We start from the raw sequence: 15,553 nt of genomic DNA on the forward strand, positions 1-15,553 counted from the left end.
CCGGGCTTCTCCTCGATCCAGGCGCCCAACGACCTCTTTTATGCGATCTTCCGCGCCTTCTATCTCGTCGGCCACATGACCGACATGACCGACGTGACCGACGTGACCGACATGGCCGACATGGCCGACATGGCCGACATGGTCGATGGAATGCGGCGGCTCGAGGCGCGCGCGGAACCCGCTTGACGCTCGTCGCGCCCGCAAGCTATGTTCCCCGCATGTCCCGCGCGCTCCCCGCGTCCTGCGCTCGCCGCTGTTCCGAGGCCTTCGTCCTCGGCGGCGCGTCGTGCTCGGCCGTCGAGGTGGGTGCGTGCGTGGCAGGGCTGCGCTGGTGGCGCTGGTGCTCTACCAAGGCGGGCCCTTACCACGGGTAACGCGCCTCCCTGCGGGGAGGACGACCTGAAGGAAAGAAGAAAGAGGGCCCGCCGAACAACGGTGGGCCTTTTCGTTTTTGTCCGCTATGCAGGGCGCCGCAGCGCGACGCCCGAGTCCCGAGGACCCGTGTCTGCCAGAACAGCCGTGAAGATGAGGAGAGAACCATGATGCATGCAGTCATCGATGCGCTCTGCGCCGGCGTCGACCTCTCCGCGGAGCAGACCGAGGCGCTGTTCCGCGACCTGATCGCCGGGGCGCTGACGGAGATCGAGCTCTCCGCGCTGTTCGTGGCGCTCAAGGCGAAGGGCGAGACCCCCGCCGAGATCGCGGGCGCGGCGCGCGCGCTCCGGGGGACGTCGGTGCCGTTCGCGCGGCCGGATTATGCCTATGCCGACTGCTGCGGCACCGGCGGAGACGGGCAGTCCACCGTGAACGTGTCCACGGCCGTCGCCTTCGTCGCGGCCGAAGCAGGCCTGCCGGTCGCCAAGCACGGCAACCGCTCGGTCTCCTCCCAGTGCGGCTCCGCCGACGCGCTCGAGGCGCTCGGCGCCCGGCTCGACCCGCCGGCCGAGGTCTCGCGCCGCGCCCTCGATGAGGTCGGCTTCTGCTTCCTCTTCGCGCCGCAGTACCACGCCGGGCTCCGCCACGCGATGCCCGTGCGCCGCGCCCTCAAGGTGCGCACGATCATGAACCTGCTCGGCCCCCTCGTGAACCCGAGCGCGCCGCCGATCCAGGTGATGGGCATCTACGATCCGGAGCTCGTCACCCACGCCGCGCGCACGCTCGGCATGCTCGGGTGCCAGGCCGCGCTCGTCGTCCACGGCGGGGGGCTCGACGAGGTTGCCCTGCACGCCCCGACGCGCGCGGCCCGGCTCCGCGATGGGGTCGTCGAGGAGCTCTTGATCGACCCGGCCGACGCGGGGGTCTCGCCGGCGCCGATCGAGGCGCTCCGGGGCGCCGGCCCGGCGGCGAACGCGGCGTGGCTCCGCGACCTGCTCGCCGGGCGCGGCGCGCCCGCGCACCGCGACGCCGTCGCGATCAACGCCGGCGCGCTGCTCTGGATCGCCGGGCGCGCCGAGGGGCTGCGGGAAGGGACGGCCCTGGCGCTCGAGGCGCTCGGCTCCGGGCGCGCGGCGGAGCGGCTCACGCGCTTCGTGGCGCTGAGCCGGGACGGGGCCCAGGAAGCGCGGAAGGAGGCGAAACATGGCTGAGCAGGGCAATGTGCTCGCGCGCATCGTGGAGCGGAAGCGGGCGGACGTGGCGGAGCGCGAGCGGCGGACCCCGCTGGCCAACCTCCGGGCGAGCGCGCCGCCCACCTCGCGGAGCCTCCGGCGCGCGCTCTCCGCGCCGGGCGCGCGGTTCGTCCTGGAGTGCAAGAAGGCCTCCCCGTCCGAGGGCCTCATCCGGCCGGATTTTGACCCGCACGCCGTCGCCGCCGCGTACTACGGCGTCGCCGACGCGGTGAGCGTGCTGACCGACGAGCCCTTCTTCCAGGGCAGCTTCGAGATCCTCCAGGCCGTGCGCGCGGTCGTGGACGTCCCGATCCTCTGCAAGGACTTCGTCGTGACGCCCTACCAGGTGATCGAGGCGCGGGCGAACGGCGCGGACGCGATCCTGCTCATGCTGTCGGTGCTGGACGACGCGACCGCGCTCCTCTGCCTGGGCGCCGCCGAGGCGCTCGGCATGGACTGCCTCGTCGAGGTCCACGACGAGGCGGAGCTCGAGCGCGCGCTCGCGCTGCCCGCGCCCGTGATCGGCATCAACAACCGCGATCTCAAGACGCTCAAGGTCGATCTCGCCGTCTCGGAGCGGCTCGCCCCGCGCGTGCCGCGCGATCGCATCGTCATCGCGGAGTCGGGCGTCGAGTCGCGCGCCCACGTGGAGCGGCTCGCGCCCTCGGTGGACGGGTTCCTCGTCGGCACGTCGCTCATGCGCAGCCCCGACATCGCGGACGCCGCGCGCGCGCTGGTGACCGGCAGGGTGAAGATCTGCGGCCTGACCCGGCCCGGGGACGCGCGCGAGGCGGAGCGGCTCGGGGCCCGCTTCGGCGGCCTCGTCTTCGCCGAGACCTCGCCGCGGCGGGTGACGCGCGAGCAGGCCGAGATCCTGGTCGCCACGGCCGCGGGGCTGCCCTTCGTCGGCGTTTTCCTCAATCAATCCGTGGATTTCGTCGCGGATACGGCGCGGGCGATCGGGCTGCGCGCCGTGCAGCTCCACGGCGACGAGGACGCCGCGTTCATCGAGGCGCTGCGGCGCGCGCTCCCCGAGGGGTGCGAGGTCTGGAAGGCGGTCCCGATGGCGCCGTCCGGGGAGGCGGCCAGCGCGGGCGGCGAGGCGGGCGCCGCGGGCGCGGGCGGCGAGGCGCGCGACGACGGCGCGGGCGCGGAGGTCGAGCGCAGCGCCGATCGGCTGGTATTCGACACGCGCACGGCGGAGGCGCGGGGAGGCACGGGGCGGACGTTCGCCTGGAGCGCGATCGACGGCCACCCGGCGCGCGCGCGGAGCCTGCTCGCGGGCGGGCTGAACCCGGACAACATCGCCGCGGCGCGCCGGGTGGGGACGTGGGGGCTCGACGTGGCGTCGGGCGTCGAGCGCGCGCCCGGCGAGAAGTGCGCCGACCTGCTCGTGCGCCTGTTCGACAGCGCGCGCGGCCCGTCGCGCCACGACCGTGATCCCGCGGCCCCGGCGGACCGCGCCTCCCCCTGACGGCAGCTCTCACGACCCACAACGCACAACCGACGATCGAGGCAATCACCATGCAGCAAAGCGGCCGCTTCGGCGCCTTTGGCGGCGCCTATGTCCCGGAGATCCTCGTGCCCGCGCTCGAGCAGCTCGAGCGCGCGTACCTGGAGGCGCGCGGCGATCCGTCGTTCGCGGCGGAGTTCGACGCCTTGCTGACGACCTACGCGGGGCGACCGACGCCGCTCACCCTGTGCCGCAACCTGACCGGCGACCCGCGCGTGAAGCTCTACCTCAAGCGCGAGGACCTGCTCCACGGCGGCGCGCACAAGACGAACCAGGCGCTCGGCCAGGGGCTGCTCGCGCGGCGCATGGGCAAGCGGCGGCTCATCGCCGAGACCGGGGCCGGACAGCACGGCGTCGCGACCGCCATGATCGGGGCCCTGCTCGGCATGCCCACGCGCATCTACATGGGCGCGAAGGACGTCGAGCGGCAGCGGCTCAACGTCTTCCGGATGCGCCTCATGGGGGCCGAGGTGGTGCCCGTGACCTCGGGCTCGCAGACGCTGAAGGACGCCCTCAACGAGGCGCTGCGCTACTGGACCGAGAGCTACGAGGACACGCATTACCTGATCGGGACGGTCGCCGGGCCGCACCCGTTCCCCACCATCGTGCGCGATTTCCAGTGGGTGATCGGCCGCGAGGCGCGCGCCCAGATCCTGGAGGCCGAGGGGCGCTTGCCCGACGCGGTGGTCGCGTGCGTGGGCGGCGGCAGCAACGCCATGGGGATCTTCTCCGAGTTCATCCCGGACAAGGACGTGGCGCTCGTCGGCGTGGAGCCCGCCGGCCACGGCCTGTCGACCGCCATGCACGGGGCGACGCTCCTCAAGGGCCGCCCGGGGGTGCTGCACGGGTCGGAGACGTACATCCTCCAGGACGAGCACGGACAGGTCGCCGAGACGCACTCGGTCTCGGCGGGGCTCGACTACCCCGGCGTCGGGCCGGAGCACGCGCACCTCATGACGTCGGGCCGGGCGACGTACGTCGCGGCGACCGACGACGAGGCGCTCGACGCGTTCCAGCGGCTCGCGCGCAGCGAGGGCATCATCCCGGCGTTCGAGTCGGCGCACGCGATCGCGCACGCGCTGAAGATGGTGGCGGAGGCGGCGCAGGCAGGGCGCGAGACGGTGCTCGTCGTGAACCTGTCGGGCCGCGGAGACAAGGACATGGAGCAGGCGCAGAGGCTGCTCGATCCCGGGAGGTCGACATGAGTCGGGAGACGGTGACGACGCGCTACGATCGCGCATTCGAGCGGCTGCGGCAGCGGGGCGAGGGGGCGTTCATCCCCTTCCTGATGCTGGGGGATCCGGACCTCGCCACGAGCGCGCGGCTGCTGCGCGCGGCCGTGGAGGGCGGCGCGGACGCGATCGAGGTCGGGATCCCGTTCTCGGATCCGATCGCGGACGGCCCGACGATCCAGGCCGCCGCCGTGCGGGCGCTCGAGGCCGGCGTGAGGCCGGGCGACTGCATCGAGCTCCTGGCGCGGTTCCGGGCGGAGGCGCCGGAGGTGCCGGTCGGCATCCTGACGTACGCGAACCTCGTGAAGCACCGCGATCTGGCGGGCTTCTACGCGTCGGCGGCCGCGGCCGGGGTCGACAGCGTGCTCGTCGCCGACGTGCCGGTGAGGGAGTCGGATCCGTACGTGGCGGCGGCGCGCGCCGCGGGGGTGGCGCCGGTGCTGATCGCGCCGCTGAACGCCTCGGAGGCCACGCTGCAGGGGCTCGCGGAGCGGTGCAGCGCGTACACGTACTGCGTGACGCGCAAGGGCGTGACAGGGGCGGACGAGCAGCTGCGCCTGGGCCACGGGGCGCTCTTCGAGACGCTGCGCCGGTTCGGCGCGCCGCCCGCGATCCTGGGGTTCGGCATCTCGAAGCCCGAGCACGTGCGCGACGCCCTCGCCGCCGGGGCGTTCGGCGTGGTCAGCGGGTCCGCGGTCGTGCAGCGGGTCTCGGCGAACGTCGGTGATCCCGAGGCGGCCGCGCGCGCCGTCGCGAGCTTCGTGCGCGAGATGAAGGCGGCGACGGCGCGCTGAGCGCGCCGGCCGGATGGCGCTCCACCCGCCGAGCCGGTCGGGTTCACGGCGGAGCGCCGTCCCTACCGCGCCCTGCGTGGTTCGCCCTTCGGGCGGCGAGCCGAGCTCACAGGCACGTGGCGTCGCACAGGATCTCCGAGAGCGCGATGCAGCCCTCGTCCCACCCGATCGTGCAGCAGAAGCTGTCTCCGTCTTCTCCGCACACGGTCTCGACGCAGCTGTTGCAGGACGCGTCGAGGGGCGCGCCTTCCTCGCAGAGGTCGTGGGCGCACCCGCAGGCCTGCCCGCAGGCGGCGGTGAGGCCAGCGACGCAGTGGGTGTCCCACGCGCTCATGCAGCACGCCGGGTCCTCCGCGCACAGCGCGGTCACGCACGGGTCGCAGCCCATGAGGAGGGGCGCTCCTTCCTCGCAGAGGTCGTGGCTGCACTCGGCCGGCGGGCACGCGCCGCAGTCGGTGGCGCACGCCTGGCAGTTCTCCCTGTCGGGCTCGCATGTGCCGTCACCGCAGACCGGCGGGCACACGCCGCAGTCGTCGGCGCACGAATCGCACGTCTCGCCGGCGTCACACCGCAGATCGCCGCACGCCGACGCCCCGCCCTCTCCACCGCCGCCGGCGGCGTCGCCGCCGCCCGTCGAAGCGCTGCTCGCCGAGGCGCTGCTCACCGAGCCGCCGCCGGCGGCGTCGCCGCCGCCCGTCGAAGCGCTGCTCGCGGAGCCGCCGCCGGCGGCGTCGCCTCCGCCCGCCGAGGCGCTGCTCGTCGAAGCGCTGCTCGTCGAGGCGCTGCTCGTCGAGCCGCCTTGCCCGCCCGCTCCGCCGCCGCCCGTGGCATCGCCGCCAGCCGAGGCGCTGCTCGTCGAGCCGCCTTGCCCGCCGCCGCCCGTGGCATCGCCGCCAGCCGAGGCGCTGCTCGTCGAGCCGCCTTGCCCGCCCGCTCCGCCGCCGCCCGTGGCATCGCCGCCAGCCGAGGCGCTGCTCGTCGAGCCGCCTTGCCCGCCCTCTCCGCCGCTGCCCGCCGATCCGCCGGACCCGCCTTGCCCGCCGGCCCCGCCTTGCCCGCCGGACGTGCTCGCCGCGCTGCTCGGCGCGGCGCTCTCGTCGTCGCCGCAGCCGGCGATCGTGAGGGTCGATGTCAGGGCGAGCAAAGCACACATGCGGAGTGAACGGTTCATCAGGGGAGCCTCGCTATCATCGTGCGTTGGGAGCCGCCTCGCGCGCGAGGCCGCCTGTCAAAAGAGCCCCACGGAGAAGTGGAGTGCACCGTCGATCTCATCCAGCTCGTCGCGCGGATCCAGGTTGAAGCCGTAGTCGAAGGCGAGGGGGCCGATGGGCGTGTTCACCCGCAGGCCGGCGCCGAGCCCGTAACGCAAGAGCCGCGGATCGAGGTTGACGTTCCTCGCCCTGATCCAGAGGTTGCCCGCGTCGAGGAAGAGCCCGAGCTGGAGCAGATCCGTCAGCGGGACGCGCAGCTCGGCGCGGGGGTTCACCATCACCGTCCCGCCGCGCGGGATATCGTCGGTCGACACCTCGGCGTCGCCGCCCAGCGCCTTTCTCGCCTCCTCGAGCCCGTCCTCAGGATACAGCGACTCGGCCAGATGGGAACGGAGCGAGTCGACGCCGCCGAGGAAGAACAGGCGATCCGGGTACGTCCCGCTCTCGGCCACGAGCGGATGAATATACCCTCCGGACAGGCTCAGAGCGAGGGTGAGCCGCGACCGCGGCGCGAGGGGGATATAGCCCGACACGCGGCCGGTGAACCGCAGGAAGTGGCTCTCGGGGAAGCTCGATTGGGCCCGGACCGAGGCGAAGGCGTCGAAGGCGTCGACGTGCTCGACGCCGCCGGAGAGGAGGAAGCCCCGGGTCGCGGCGAAGGGGGTGTCCCGCGTGTCCCAGGACGCGTCGATCCGCTGCGCCAGGGCGATCGTCTCGCCCTCGGGCATGCGCAGCTGGTCGAGGATATCCCGCTTGTCGGCGCCGACGGCGCCCGGGAAGAAGCCGACCTTGTTCAGCTCGGTCGACAGGGCGAGCTGCGTCGTGATGGCGCGCCGCGGGCGGTAGGTGATCGCGGGGATGATCGCCGTCTTCGTGACGCCGAAATCCAGCTGGTTGTCGCGCACGTTGATGCCCGCGAGCGACATGCTGACGAGCGGGCCGAGGCCGATGTCCGGGAGCGTGACCGAGACCGCGATGCGGCGCTCCAGCTGGTCGTCGATCTGGAGATCCTCGTAGTGGCGGCTCGCCGCCTTGTCGACGATCATGAACTCGAACAGGTAGCTGAGCTGGACGCCCATCGTGAGGCCGATGGCGAGGCCGCCGATGTTGCGGTGTCCGTACTCGAAGGCGAGGCGCGCGCCCTCGCCGGTCGAGAACCCGATCTGCGGGTTGAGGTACTGCGGCAGCTGCTCGACGACGTGGATGACGACCCGCTTGTTCTTCTGCGGGACGTCGGGATCCTCGAGCGAGATCGACACGCTGGAGAAGGGGCCGAGCGTGGCGATGCGCTCCTCGCTCAGGCGGGCCTGCGACTGGCGGAACGGCGCGCCCTCGCGGAGCAGCACGCGGCGGAGGATCAGCTGCTCGTCGGTCCGGACGGCGCCCTTGACGACGATGCCGGTGACGAACACCCGATCTCGCTCCGAGACGATGAACCGCGCGCGGGCGCGCGTGCGGTCGGGCGAGGGCTCGATGGCCGTGCGGACCTCGGCGAACGCGTAGCCCAGGTCGCGGTAAGCATCCATGATGCGCAGCCGCGCGGCGTCGAGCGCGAGCGTCGAGAGGGGCTGTCCGACCTTCAGATCGGCGAGGTCGCTGAGCCAGCGCTCGCTGAACGGCCGCTCCTCGGCGCAGAGGGCGCGGTCGCGCTCGCTCAGGCCGGCCTGGCGGCAGAAGCCCTTGTTCCCCTCGAAGGCGAGATCGTAGAGCTGGGTCTGCGGGCCGGGGTGGACCGGAATGCGGAGCGTCACCTCGGGGGCGCAGGTGATGTGCCGGGCGGCGTCGGGGCGGCACGTGAGGGCGGCGGGGACGGGCGGCTCGGGGAGGGGCAGCCCTTGCGCGTCGGTGAGGCACTGGGCCGTGACGCGCTCGGTGACCGGCTCGGGGATGCAGGCGCCCGGCGGGGAGCGGCGCGAGCAGGTGGCGCGGAGCACGGAGACCGGGCCGACGACGGCGTTCAGGTAGCCCTTGCTGAAGTAGAGATCGCGAAGGTGCTTGAGGGCGCGCTCGTAGGTCTCCTGCGCGTACGTCATCGAGGGGATGAGCTCGATCGGCCTGGCGCGGCCGCCGGCGCCGCGGGTCGGGCCGAAGAGGTCCGAGATGCCTCGCGGGTCGGGCATCGAGAAGGCGTCGGCGCCGGGCAGGTCCTCCTCGAGGAAGCTCTCGATCTCGCGGCCGAGGTCGTCGGGGCTGAGGTCGCCCGTGAGGCAGGGGAAGACGCGCTTCGTGACGCGCACCTGGTCGTGCTCGCGGACGGTGAAGGTCAGGTAACGGACCGCATCGTCGGGCTTGCCGCCCAGCGAGGGGGTGACCTCGGCGTCGAGGAAGCCGCGCTCGACGTAGAACGCGCGGAGCCGATCGGTGAGATCGTTCGTCCTCGTCTCGGTCGTCTCGCCGAGATCGAGCGCGGCCTCGAGGGCGTCGTCGTCGAAGGCGCGGTTGCCGTCGAAGACGGGGACGATGCGCGCGCCGGGCTCGAGGTAGACGTAGAGGTAGTTGTGCGGGCCGACCGCGAGCACGCGGTGGGAGACCTCGGCGTCGTGAAAGCCGCTCCGGCGGAGCAGCTCGGCCATCTCGCGGTCGGCCTCGGCGAGGGCGGGCTCGTCGACGCGGGCGCCGACGCCGAGGCCGTAGCTCTGCTTGAGCGAGCCGAGCTCCCGGTCCGCGCGCGGCGCCACGACGAAGACGCGCTCGGAGACGACGCGTGGCGCGCCGGCCTCGATGTCGAGGGCGAGGACGACCTGGGAGGGCTCGTCGGTGTCGACGGCGCGGATCGTGACGGCGGCCGCGGGGTAGCCGTGAAGCGCGTAGAACGCGCGGATGCGTGGGCTGATCTCGGCCAGCGTGGCCGCGGTGATCTCGCCGCCCTCGGCGATGCCGGCGGCCTCGAGGGTGTCCTGCCGGTCGAGCGCGCCGCCGGTGATCTGGACGGTGGCGATGCTCCGGCGGGGGACGACGACGATCCGGAGCGCGGCGCCGTCGGGCACGAGGTACGCCTCGGCCGACGCGCGGGCGAAGTTGCCGGAGGCGAGCAGCTCGCGCATGGCGCGGCGCGCGGCGTCGGGGCTGAGCGGCTCGCCGAGGTCGACGCTCGTGACCGGCGACACGATCTGCCAGCGGTCGCCCTGCGCGGTGACATCGATGCGGACGATCGGCTTGCCGACGAGCTCTCCCAGGGCCAGCGGCTGGCCGAGCGACGGTACGTCGGTGGCCTGGGTGCCGGCCTCGCCGGAGGGCACGCCCCGTGCCGGAGGGTCGACAGGGTCGAGGCCGGCCTGACCGGGGTTGAGGTTGGCCTGACCGGGGTTGAGGCTGGCCTGACCGGGGTTGAGGCTGGCCTGACCGGGGTTGAGGCTGGCCTGACCGGGGTTGGGGCTGGCCTGACCGGGGTTGGGGCTGGCCTGACCGGGGTTGAGGTTGGCCTGACCGGGGTTGGGGCTGGCCTGAGCCGGACGTGCCGGGGTTGGGTCGGCGTGCGCCGGGACGGCGATCGCGCCGAGCGGCAAAAAGCCGAGCAGAAAGGGAATGAGGGCGGAACGGAAGCGAGCCATCAGGCGCGGAGCGCCGGGGGACGAAACGGAAATGAACCGGCGCCGGCGTGCACGACGGACGCAGCGTAGCCCGGTTGGGCGCTGGATGGGCAAGAGGCAGCCCGCGAGGCGCTTATGTGCGAGACGCGGGGCTCGCGGCGGGCAGAGCTCGTGCTAGCGTCGCCGCCCGTGCGAGGCACCGGATGAAGGACCTGGCGATGCTCGTCGGCGCCGTGGCGCATGACGCCAAGGTGGTGACGCTGTGGGAGAGCCTGCGCGAGCACTTCCGCGAACATGGAATCCTGATTGATTTCGCGCTGTTCTCTACGTACGAGCGCCAGGTCGAGTCGCTGATCCGCGGGCACATCGACGTCGCCTGGAACAGCGCCGTCGCGCACGTGCGGGTGAAGCGGCAGACCGAGGGCCGGTCCCGCTCGCTCGCGATGCGCGAGATCGATCGCGACTTCCACAGCAAGCTGCTCGTCCGCCGCGACGCCGCCGTCGGGGCGCTCAGCGATCTGGAGGGCAAGGCGCTCGCTGTCGGGAGCGTCGACTCGGCGCACGCGCGCATCCTGCCGCTCCACTTCCTCCGGCAGGCGGGCGTGGCCGTGGAGAAGATCCAGCTCGTGCCGTTCGAGGTGGACGTCGGCAAGCACGGGGACACCGCGACGAGCGAGGTCCAGGCGCTCGCGGCGCTGCACGAGGGCAAGGTGCAGGCGGCGGCGGTCGGGGACGCGGTGTGGCTCGCCGAGCAGGCGAACGGCCACATCGACCTCCGCCGGGTCGACGTCCTCTGGACCACGCCGGCCTACGATTTCGCGATGTTCGACGCGCTGCCGGCGCTGCCCGAGGCGAAGGCCGAGGCGTTCCAGCGCGCGTTGCTCGGCATGACCTGGAAGAACCCGAAGCACCGGCGCATCTTCGAGCTCATGGGCCACAGGCAGTGGGTCTCCGGCCGCGACGACCGGTACGGCGCCCTCGACGCGGCGCTCGCCGCGGCCACCTGACGGCCGCGGCTCGAGCGCCGCGCGAGCCTGCGAGCGCCATCCGCGGCTCGAGCGTCACTCGAACTCGAGCCGCCACCTCAGGTCGGCGCCCACGTTGCCGAGCGGCGAGCTCGAGGCGTCGCTCGAGTTGTCGTACGACCCCTGGAGGCTCATCCGGTCGCTGAGCTTCACCTCGACGCCCGCGCGCACCTGGCTGCCCTGCGAGAGCCCCGTCGTCACGTTGGCGCGCACCGCGTCCGTGATGCGCTTGCCGATCGTCACCGTCGGCTCCGGGGCGCCGTTCTTGGACGAGTAGCCGGTGCCGAAGCGGAACTCGTCGATGAGGGGGACCATCGTCTTCACCGCCTTGTCGGCGCCCGTCAGCGACGAGAGCGCCTCGAGGCCCATGGTCTCGCCGAGCGACGACACGACGCCCTGGTTGAGCTCGGCGCGCGTCATGCCGAGCGTCAGCAGCAGGACGATGTCCTCCTGGCTGAGCGGCGGATCGCTCGTCAGGTTGAGCTGGAGGTTGTCGGCGTCGCCCTGGGCGTGCAGCTTGATGCGCCAGAGCCCGCTGGAGTTCGCGCTGCTGCCCGCGGCCGCGGCCGTCGGCGCCGCGGGCTCCGCGCCCGACGTCGCGTCCGCCGCGGCAGAGCTCGTCGACGTGTAGCGGCGGTACTCGCTCTCGGCGCGCACGTCGACCTTGGGCGCGATGCGGAACGGATCGTCGAAGCGGACGTAGCCGTCCCGGACCTCGAACTCGGTGCTGCGCAGCATGAGCTTCGAGTCGGGCAGGATGCGCAGCGTGCCGCGCGCGCCGAAGCGCTGGTTCGTGCCCGAGAGCGCGAGCCCGGGCTGCGAGACCTCGAGCCGCATGTCGGCCAGATCGTTCGAGAAGCGCAGCGGGTTCGGCGAGGCGACGGTGACGTCGAACCGGACCACGTCGGCGGCGGGGTCGTAGGTCTGCACCGTCGTCCGCTGGCGCCCCGTGAGATCGCCGAGGTCCATGCTCATCAGGATGGGGCGCGTGTAGCTGAACGACGTGAGCGTGATCTTCCCCTCGACCCGCGGCAGGTTCTTCTCCCCCGACGCGTCGTCCTCGACGCCGGGCCGGAAGCTCGCCGTCAGGTTGGCGTTCGCGGTGAGGTTCACCCCCTCGGCGACCGGCAGCTTCACGCCGGTCGCCACGATGGATGCCTGCGCCGTGCCGAGGGTCAGGCCGCGCACCGGCATGTGCCCCACCGCGGTCACCGTGCCCGTGCCGACCCGCGCGCTCGCCTTCGTGAGGCGCACCTGGTCGCCGCCGATCGCGAACTCCACGTCGATGTCGTCGAGCGAGACCGGCAGGCCGACCACGTCGAGCTCGCCCTCCTTGAGCGTCGCCGAGCCCGTGTAGCGCAGCCCCTGGAGCGGTCCGGCCACCTGGACCTCGGCCTGCACCGTGCCCCGCGCGTGCCTGATCTGCGGGATGTCGGCGCTGAGCCGCGACAGGTTCGTCGGGCTCACCCGGATCGCCACGTCGAGGTCCGGCGCCGTGAACACCCGCTTGACCTCGCCGGACGCCGTGAACGCGGCGGACAGGCGCGAGGCGGTGTGCGCCTCGAGGTGGAGCTCCGGCACCTTCAGCGTGTTGCCCGCGAGGCGGATCGGGCCGCTCGGGCTCGTGAGGTGGACCCCCTGGCCCTCCCGATCGAGCTTGAGCGCGTCGACCGTGAGCGTGAGCGCCGACTGCCGGAAATCCGTCAGGGGGAGCCGCTCGATGTCGAGCGACCCGGTCATCGTGCCCTTCGGCGCCGCCGCGAGCGCGGCGCCCGGGATCAGGTTCGCGAGCGTGCCGAGGTCGAGCGCGTCCATGCGCACGTCCCCGTCCACGATCTTGCGCCGCTGGCGCGTGACGCGGAGCCCCTTCAGCGCGACCTGCCCGCCGAACAGCGAGCCGTTCGCGACGAAGGCGCCGTCGGGGAGGTCGCGCTCGTACTCCGCCGGATCGAACGGCGCGCCCTGGGGGTTGCCGCAGATCGGCGTCCTGCCGATGATCTTCGGCGGCTTGTCGTTCGGCACGATCGTGAGCTCGACCCGCGAGGGCGGCAGGCTCGCGTGCGCGCGGCGGATGCCGACGCGCGAGACGTGCACGTCCGCGAAGCCGGCGAGCCTGCTCACGGTGCCGCCCAGGCTGGCGACGACCGACACCGAGCCGTCGAACTGCGAGGCCGCCGCCCCGAGCCCGTCGATCCGCGAGAGCGGGAGGCCGCTCGCGATGACGCTCCCCTTCAGCGCGCCGCCGTGCGTGATGGAGGCGCTCGCCAGCACGGAGCCCGTGCCCTTGCGCAGCGACGCCGAGCGGACGTCGAGCCGCATGCCGTCGGCGCCGGCGGCCTGGTCGTCCCAGATCATGTCGAGGTCGATCTCGCCCTCATCGAAGCGCTCCTCGAGCAGCTCGACGCCGGTGAGCCGCATGCCCGCGCTCACGGCGAGGGTGCCGCCGCCGCAGCGGTCCTCGGGGCCGCCGAGCGCGAAGTGGGCGCGGGCCGTCCCGCTCGCGGTCGCCTTGTAGTCGGCGAACCGCGGATCCTTGTCGAGGCGGAGCACCTCGAGCAGGTCGCGCGCGGCGAGGTGCGGCGCCTCGCGCGTGTCGACGGTCGCGTCCACGACGACGATCCCCGTCGAGCTGTCGAGCGGGCGGCCCTTGGGCAGGTTGCCGGCCGGGTCGAAATCGACCTTGATCGACGGGACCCGGACGCGGCTCGCCCCGTGCCGGACCCGCGCGTTCTCGAGCGTCAGGGCGAGCGGCTCGAACGCGACCGGCGAGGGCTCGAGGTCGCCGATGGGGAAGCCCCCGAACACGAACTTCTCGACGCCGATCTCGCCGGTGAGCTTCGGGTGCTCGTAGGAGCCGTGCATCGCGGCCTTCATCGTGGCGACGCCGGCGAGCTCGAGCGCGGCGAGCGGGGAGATCTCGGCGAGGTCCACGCGCGAGCCCGGGTGGACCTCGACCCCGAGCTGGTCGTTGAAGCCGAGCGAGACGGTGGTCCTGAGGTGCGAGCTCGGCGTGTCGATCGAGAAGCCCGAGAGCACGACGGCGTTCGGCCGCACCTGGAACGAGCCGCGGACCGTGCCTTCCTTGACGCCCATCAGGCGCTTGCGGGCAGGGTGCTTCGTCGGGTGATCGAAGATCTCGAAGCCGTGCGTCTGCACGGCGAGCGGGCCCTCGAGGGAGAGCGGGGACAGCGTGCCGCCGAAGCGATCGAACCTGCCCTCGCGCAGCGTCCACGCGACGTGCGCCTGCGGGTGCACGGCGAGGTCGCGGAGCAGGCCGGGCAGCTCGACGTTGGCGAGGTTGATCGGCCCGGCCTGGAGCGGCACGCCCTTCTCGAACGGCTTGATCTCCGCGCTCGAGATCTTCAGCGTGCCGTCGGCCCAGGCGACGTCGGCGTCGGAGAGCTGCACGGCGTCCGGGGTCGTCGAGACCTTGCCCGCGAGGCGCGTGACGAAGACCCTGCCGTCGAGGCCCGGCCGGTCGAGCAGGAGCGTGCCCTTGAGGCGGGGGAGCGCGAGGCCGAGCGGCGCGGACGCCGCGTCGTACTCCGCGTCGACGTCGAGCGAGACCGAGCCGGACGCGGGCGGCAGGTTCACGAAGCGGTGCACGATCGGCACGGGGAGGCGCGCCCGCACGCGGCCCTCGATCCGGTGGGGCATGCCGCCGCCGAGGCCGACGGCGCGGAGGGCGCCGAGCTCGAGCTCCACCCGGCGCCAGTCGCCGTCGTGGAGCGCGCAGGGCGGCGCGGTGCCGGGATCCGGGTCGAAGTCGGCGGCGCCCTCGAGGATCAGCCGGCGGACGAGCGCGCGGCCCGGCTCGACGCGGACGCGCGTGTCGAAGCGGCAGACGACGTCCTCGTCGACGCTGTCCTCTTCGGCCTCGTGGCCGGGCGCGGGGTGCGTGTGGACGACCGAGACGAGGCCGGAGCGCATCGCGATCTCGAACGCGTCCGACGGCTCGGCGGAGACGTCGACGTCGACCTCGGTGGCCTGGACGCGGACGTTGTCGATCGTCAGGTCGACCCGCGCGTCGGTGATGGCCACCGAGGAGAGCGGCGCGCGGTCGAGGCCGCCCCCGCCGCCCCCGCCGGTGCTCGGGAGGGTGATGTTGCGGAGCTCCCCGTCCTTCAGCACCGCGCGGACGCGGGGGCCGATGATCTCGACGTCCCCGGCGTCGATGTGCCCCGCGAGCAGCGAGAACAGGCGCGGGCGGATGGCCACGCGCTCGAGCTCGAGGAACGGCGCGCCGCCGTCCGAGGAGTCGACGACGAGCCGGTTCAGGCCGACCATGAGGGGCCAGGCCTGGACGCGCACGTCGTAGCGGGCCGTGATGCCGAGCTCGCGCTGGAGCAGCGCCGCCGTCTCGCGCGCCGCCCAGGCCCGCACCGTCTCGGTGCGCACGAGGAAGCCGAGCGCGAGCGGGATCGCGCCGATCAGCGCGAACAAGGCGCACAAAACGCGCACGGCGACGCGCCCCCAGTCCCTGCGGGCGCTCGGCGGGGAGCCCTTTCTCCTCGTGCCGTGCATCGGGCGCAGCTTAGCTGAAGCGCGGTCGGACGCTTACGTGGGCGGGGTGATCCTGTGCCAGGAAAATACCGGTGCGTGCGCGTCGCACCCGACCGGAAACGTGCTCCAGGGTGGAAC

8 protein-coding genes are annotated in these 15,553 nt (G+C 73.1%); 5 read left to right on the forward strand and 3 right to left on the reverse strand.

Going from position 1 to position 15,553, the window contains the following annotated elements; translation table 11 throughout:
- Window positions 1-542 precede the first annotated feature (542 nt).
- Genes trpD through trpA form a run of 4 tightly spaced genes read left to right on the forward strand, consistent with a single transcriptional unit; the run spans window position 543 to window position 5,146 of the window.
- Window positions 543-1,586 (forward strand): anthranilate phosphoribosyltransferase, encoded by a 1,044-nt coding sequence (trpD, locus tag WMF44_RS06125; RefSeq protein WP_437301535.1) that lies wholly within the window; start codon window positions 543-545, stop codon window positions 1,584-1,586.
- Window positions 1,579-3,081, forward strand: a complete 1,503-nt coding sequence (gene trpCF / locus WMF44_RS06130; protein WP_437298179.1) for a bifunctional indole-3-glycerol-phosphate synthase TrpC/phosphoribosylanthranilate isomerase TrpF — start codon at window positions 1,579-1,581, stop codon at window positions 3,079-3,081. The genes trpD and trpCF overlap by 8 nt, the downstream gene beginning before the upstream one ends.
- A 50-nt stretch (window positions 3,082-3,131) precedes the next feature.
- Window positions 3,132-4,325: a tryptophan synthase subunit beta gene (gene trpB / locus WMF44_RS06135; protein ID WP_044964109.1), complete on the forward strand. Its 1,194-nt coding sequence runs from the start codon at window positions 3,132-3,134 to the stop codon at window positions 4,323-4,325.
- The gene (gene trpA, locus WMF44_RS06140) at window positions 4,322-5,146 is read left to right on the forward strand and encodes a tryptophan synthase subunit alpha (protein ID WP_437298180.1); all 825 of its coding nucleotides are present in this window, start codon (window positions 4,322-4,324) and stop codon (window positions 5,144-5,146) included. The genes trpB and trpA overlap by 4 nt, the downstream gene beginning before the upstream one ends.
- A gap of 106 nt (window positions 5,147-5,252) precedes the next feature.
- On the opposite strand, the gene WMF44_RS06145 is transcribed toward trpA, so the two are convergent.
- Complete coding sequence (locus WMF44_RS06145) at window positions 5,253-6,317, reverse strand: hypothetical protein (protein WP_437298181.1); 1,065 nt, start codon at window positions 6,315-6,317, stop codon at window positions 5,253-5,255.
- Window positions 6,318-6,374: 57 nt separating this feature from the next.
- Window positions 6,375-9,908, reverse strand: coding sequence for a POTRA domain-containing protein (locus WMF44_RS06150; protein WP_437298182.1), 3,534 nt, complete (start codon window positions 9,906-9,908; stop codon window positions 6,375-6,377).
- Window positions 9,909-10,090: 182 nt separating this feature from the next.
- Here WMF44_RS06150 and WMF44_RS06155 point away from each other — a divergent pair, with 182 nt between their 5' ends.
- Window positions 10,091-10,894 (forward strand): phosphate/phosphite/phosphonate ABC transporter substrate-binding protein, encoded by an 804-nt coding sequence (locus WMF44_RS06155; RefSeq protein WP_437298183.1) that lies wholly within the window; start codon window positions 10,091-10,093, stop codon window positions 10,892-10,894.
- A 54-nt stretch (window positions 10,895-10,948) separates the two neighbouring features.
- Here WMF44_RS06155 and WMF44_RS06160 read toward each other — a convergent pair whose 3' ends face one another.
- On the reverse strand, window positions 10,949-15,436 hold the full coding sequence (locus WMF44_RS06160; RefSeq protein WP_437298184.1) for a translocation/assembly module TamB domain-containing protein: 4,488 nt from the start codon (window positions 15,434-15,436) through the stop codon (window positions 10,949-10,951).
- Between the last annotated feature and the right edge of the window lie 117 nt (window positions 15,437-15,553).

Source organism: Sorangium sp. So ce426 (genome assembly GCF_051475585.1).
Classification (GTDB): Bacteria; Myxococcota_A; Polyangia; order Polyangiales; family Polyangiaceae; genus Sorangium; species Sorangium cellulosum_B.

Bases quoted from the DNA above. Each gene is read 5' to 3' on its own strand.
- trpD (WP_437301535.1), top strand. From the start codon at position 543: ATGCATGCAGTCATCGATGCGCTCTGCGCCGGCGTCGACCTCTCCGCG.
- trpCF (WP_437298179.1), top strand. From the start codon at position 1,579: ATGGCTGAGCAGGGCAATGTGCTCGCGCGCATCGTGGAGCGGAAGCGG.
- trpB (WP_044964109.1), top strand. From the start codon at position 3,132: ATGCAGCAAAGCGGCCGCTTCGGCGCCTTTGGCGGCGCCTATGTCCCG.
- trpA (WP_437298180.1), top strand. From the start codon at position 4,322: ATGAGTCGGGAGACGGTGACGACGCGCTACGATCGCGCATTCGAGCGG.
- WMF44_RS06145 (WP_437298181.1), bottom strand. From the start codon at position 6,317: ATGAACCGTTCACTCCGCATGTGTGCTTTGCTCGCCCTGACATCGACC.
- WMF44_RS06150 (WP_437298182.1), bottom strand. From the start codon at position 9,908: ATGGCTCGCTTCCGTTCCGCCCTCATTCCCTTTCTGCTCGGCTTTTTG.
- WMF44_RS06155 (WP_437298183.1), top strand. From the start codon at position 10,091: ATGAAGGACCTGGCGATGCTCGTCGGCGCCGTGGCGCATGACGCCAAG.
- WMF44_RS06160 (WP_437298184.1), bottom strand. From the start codon at position 15,436: ATGCACGGCACGAGGAGAAAGGGCTCCCCGCCGAGCGCCCGCAGGGAC.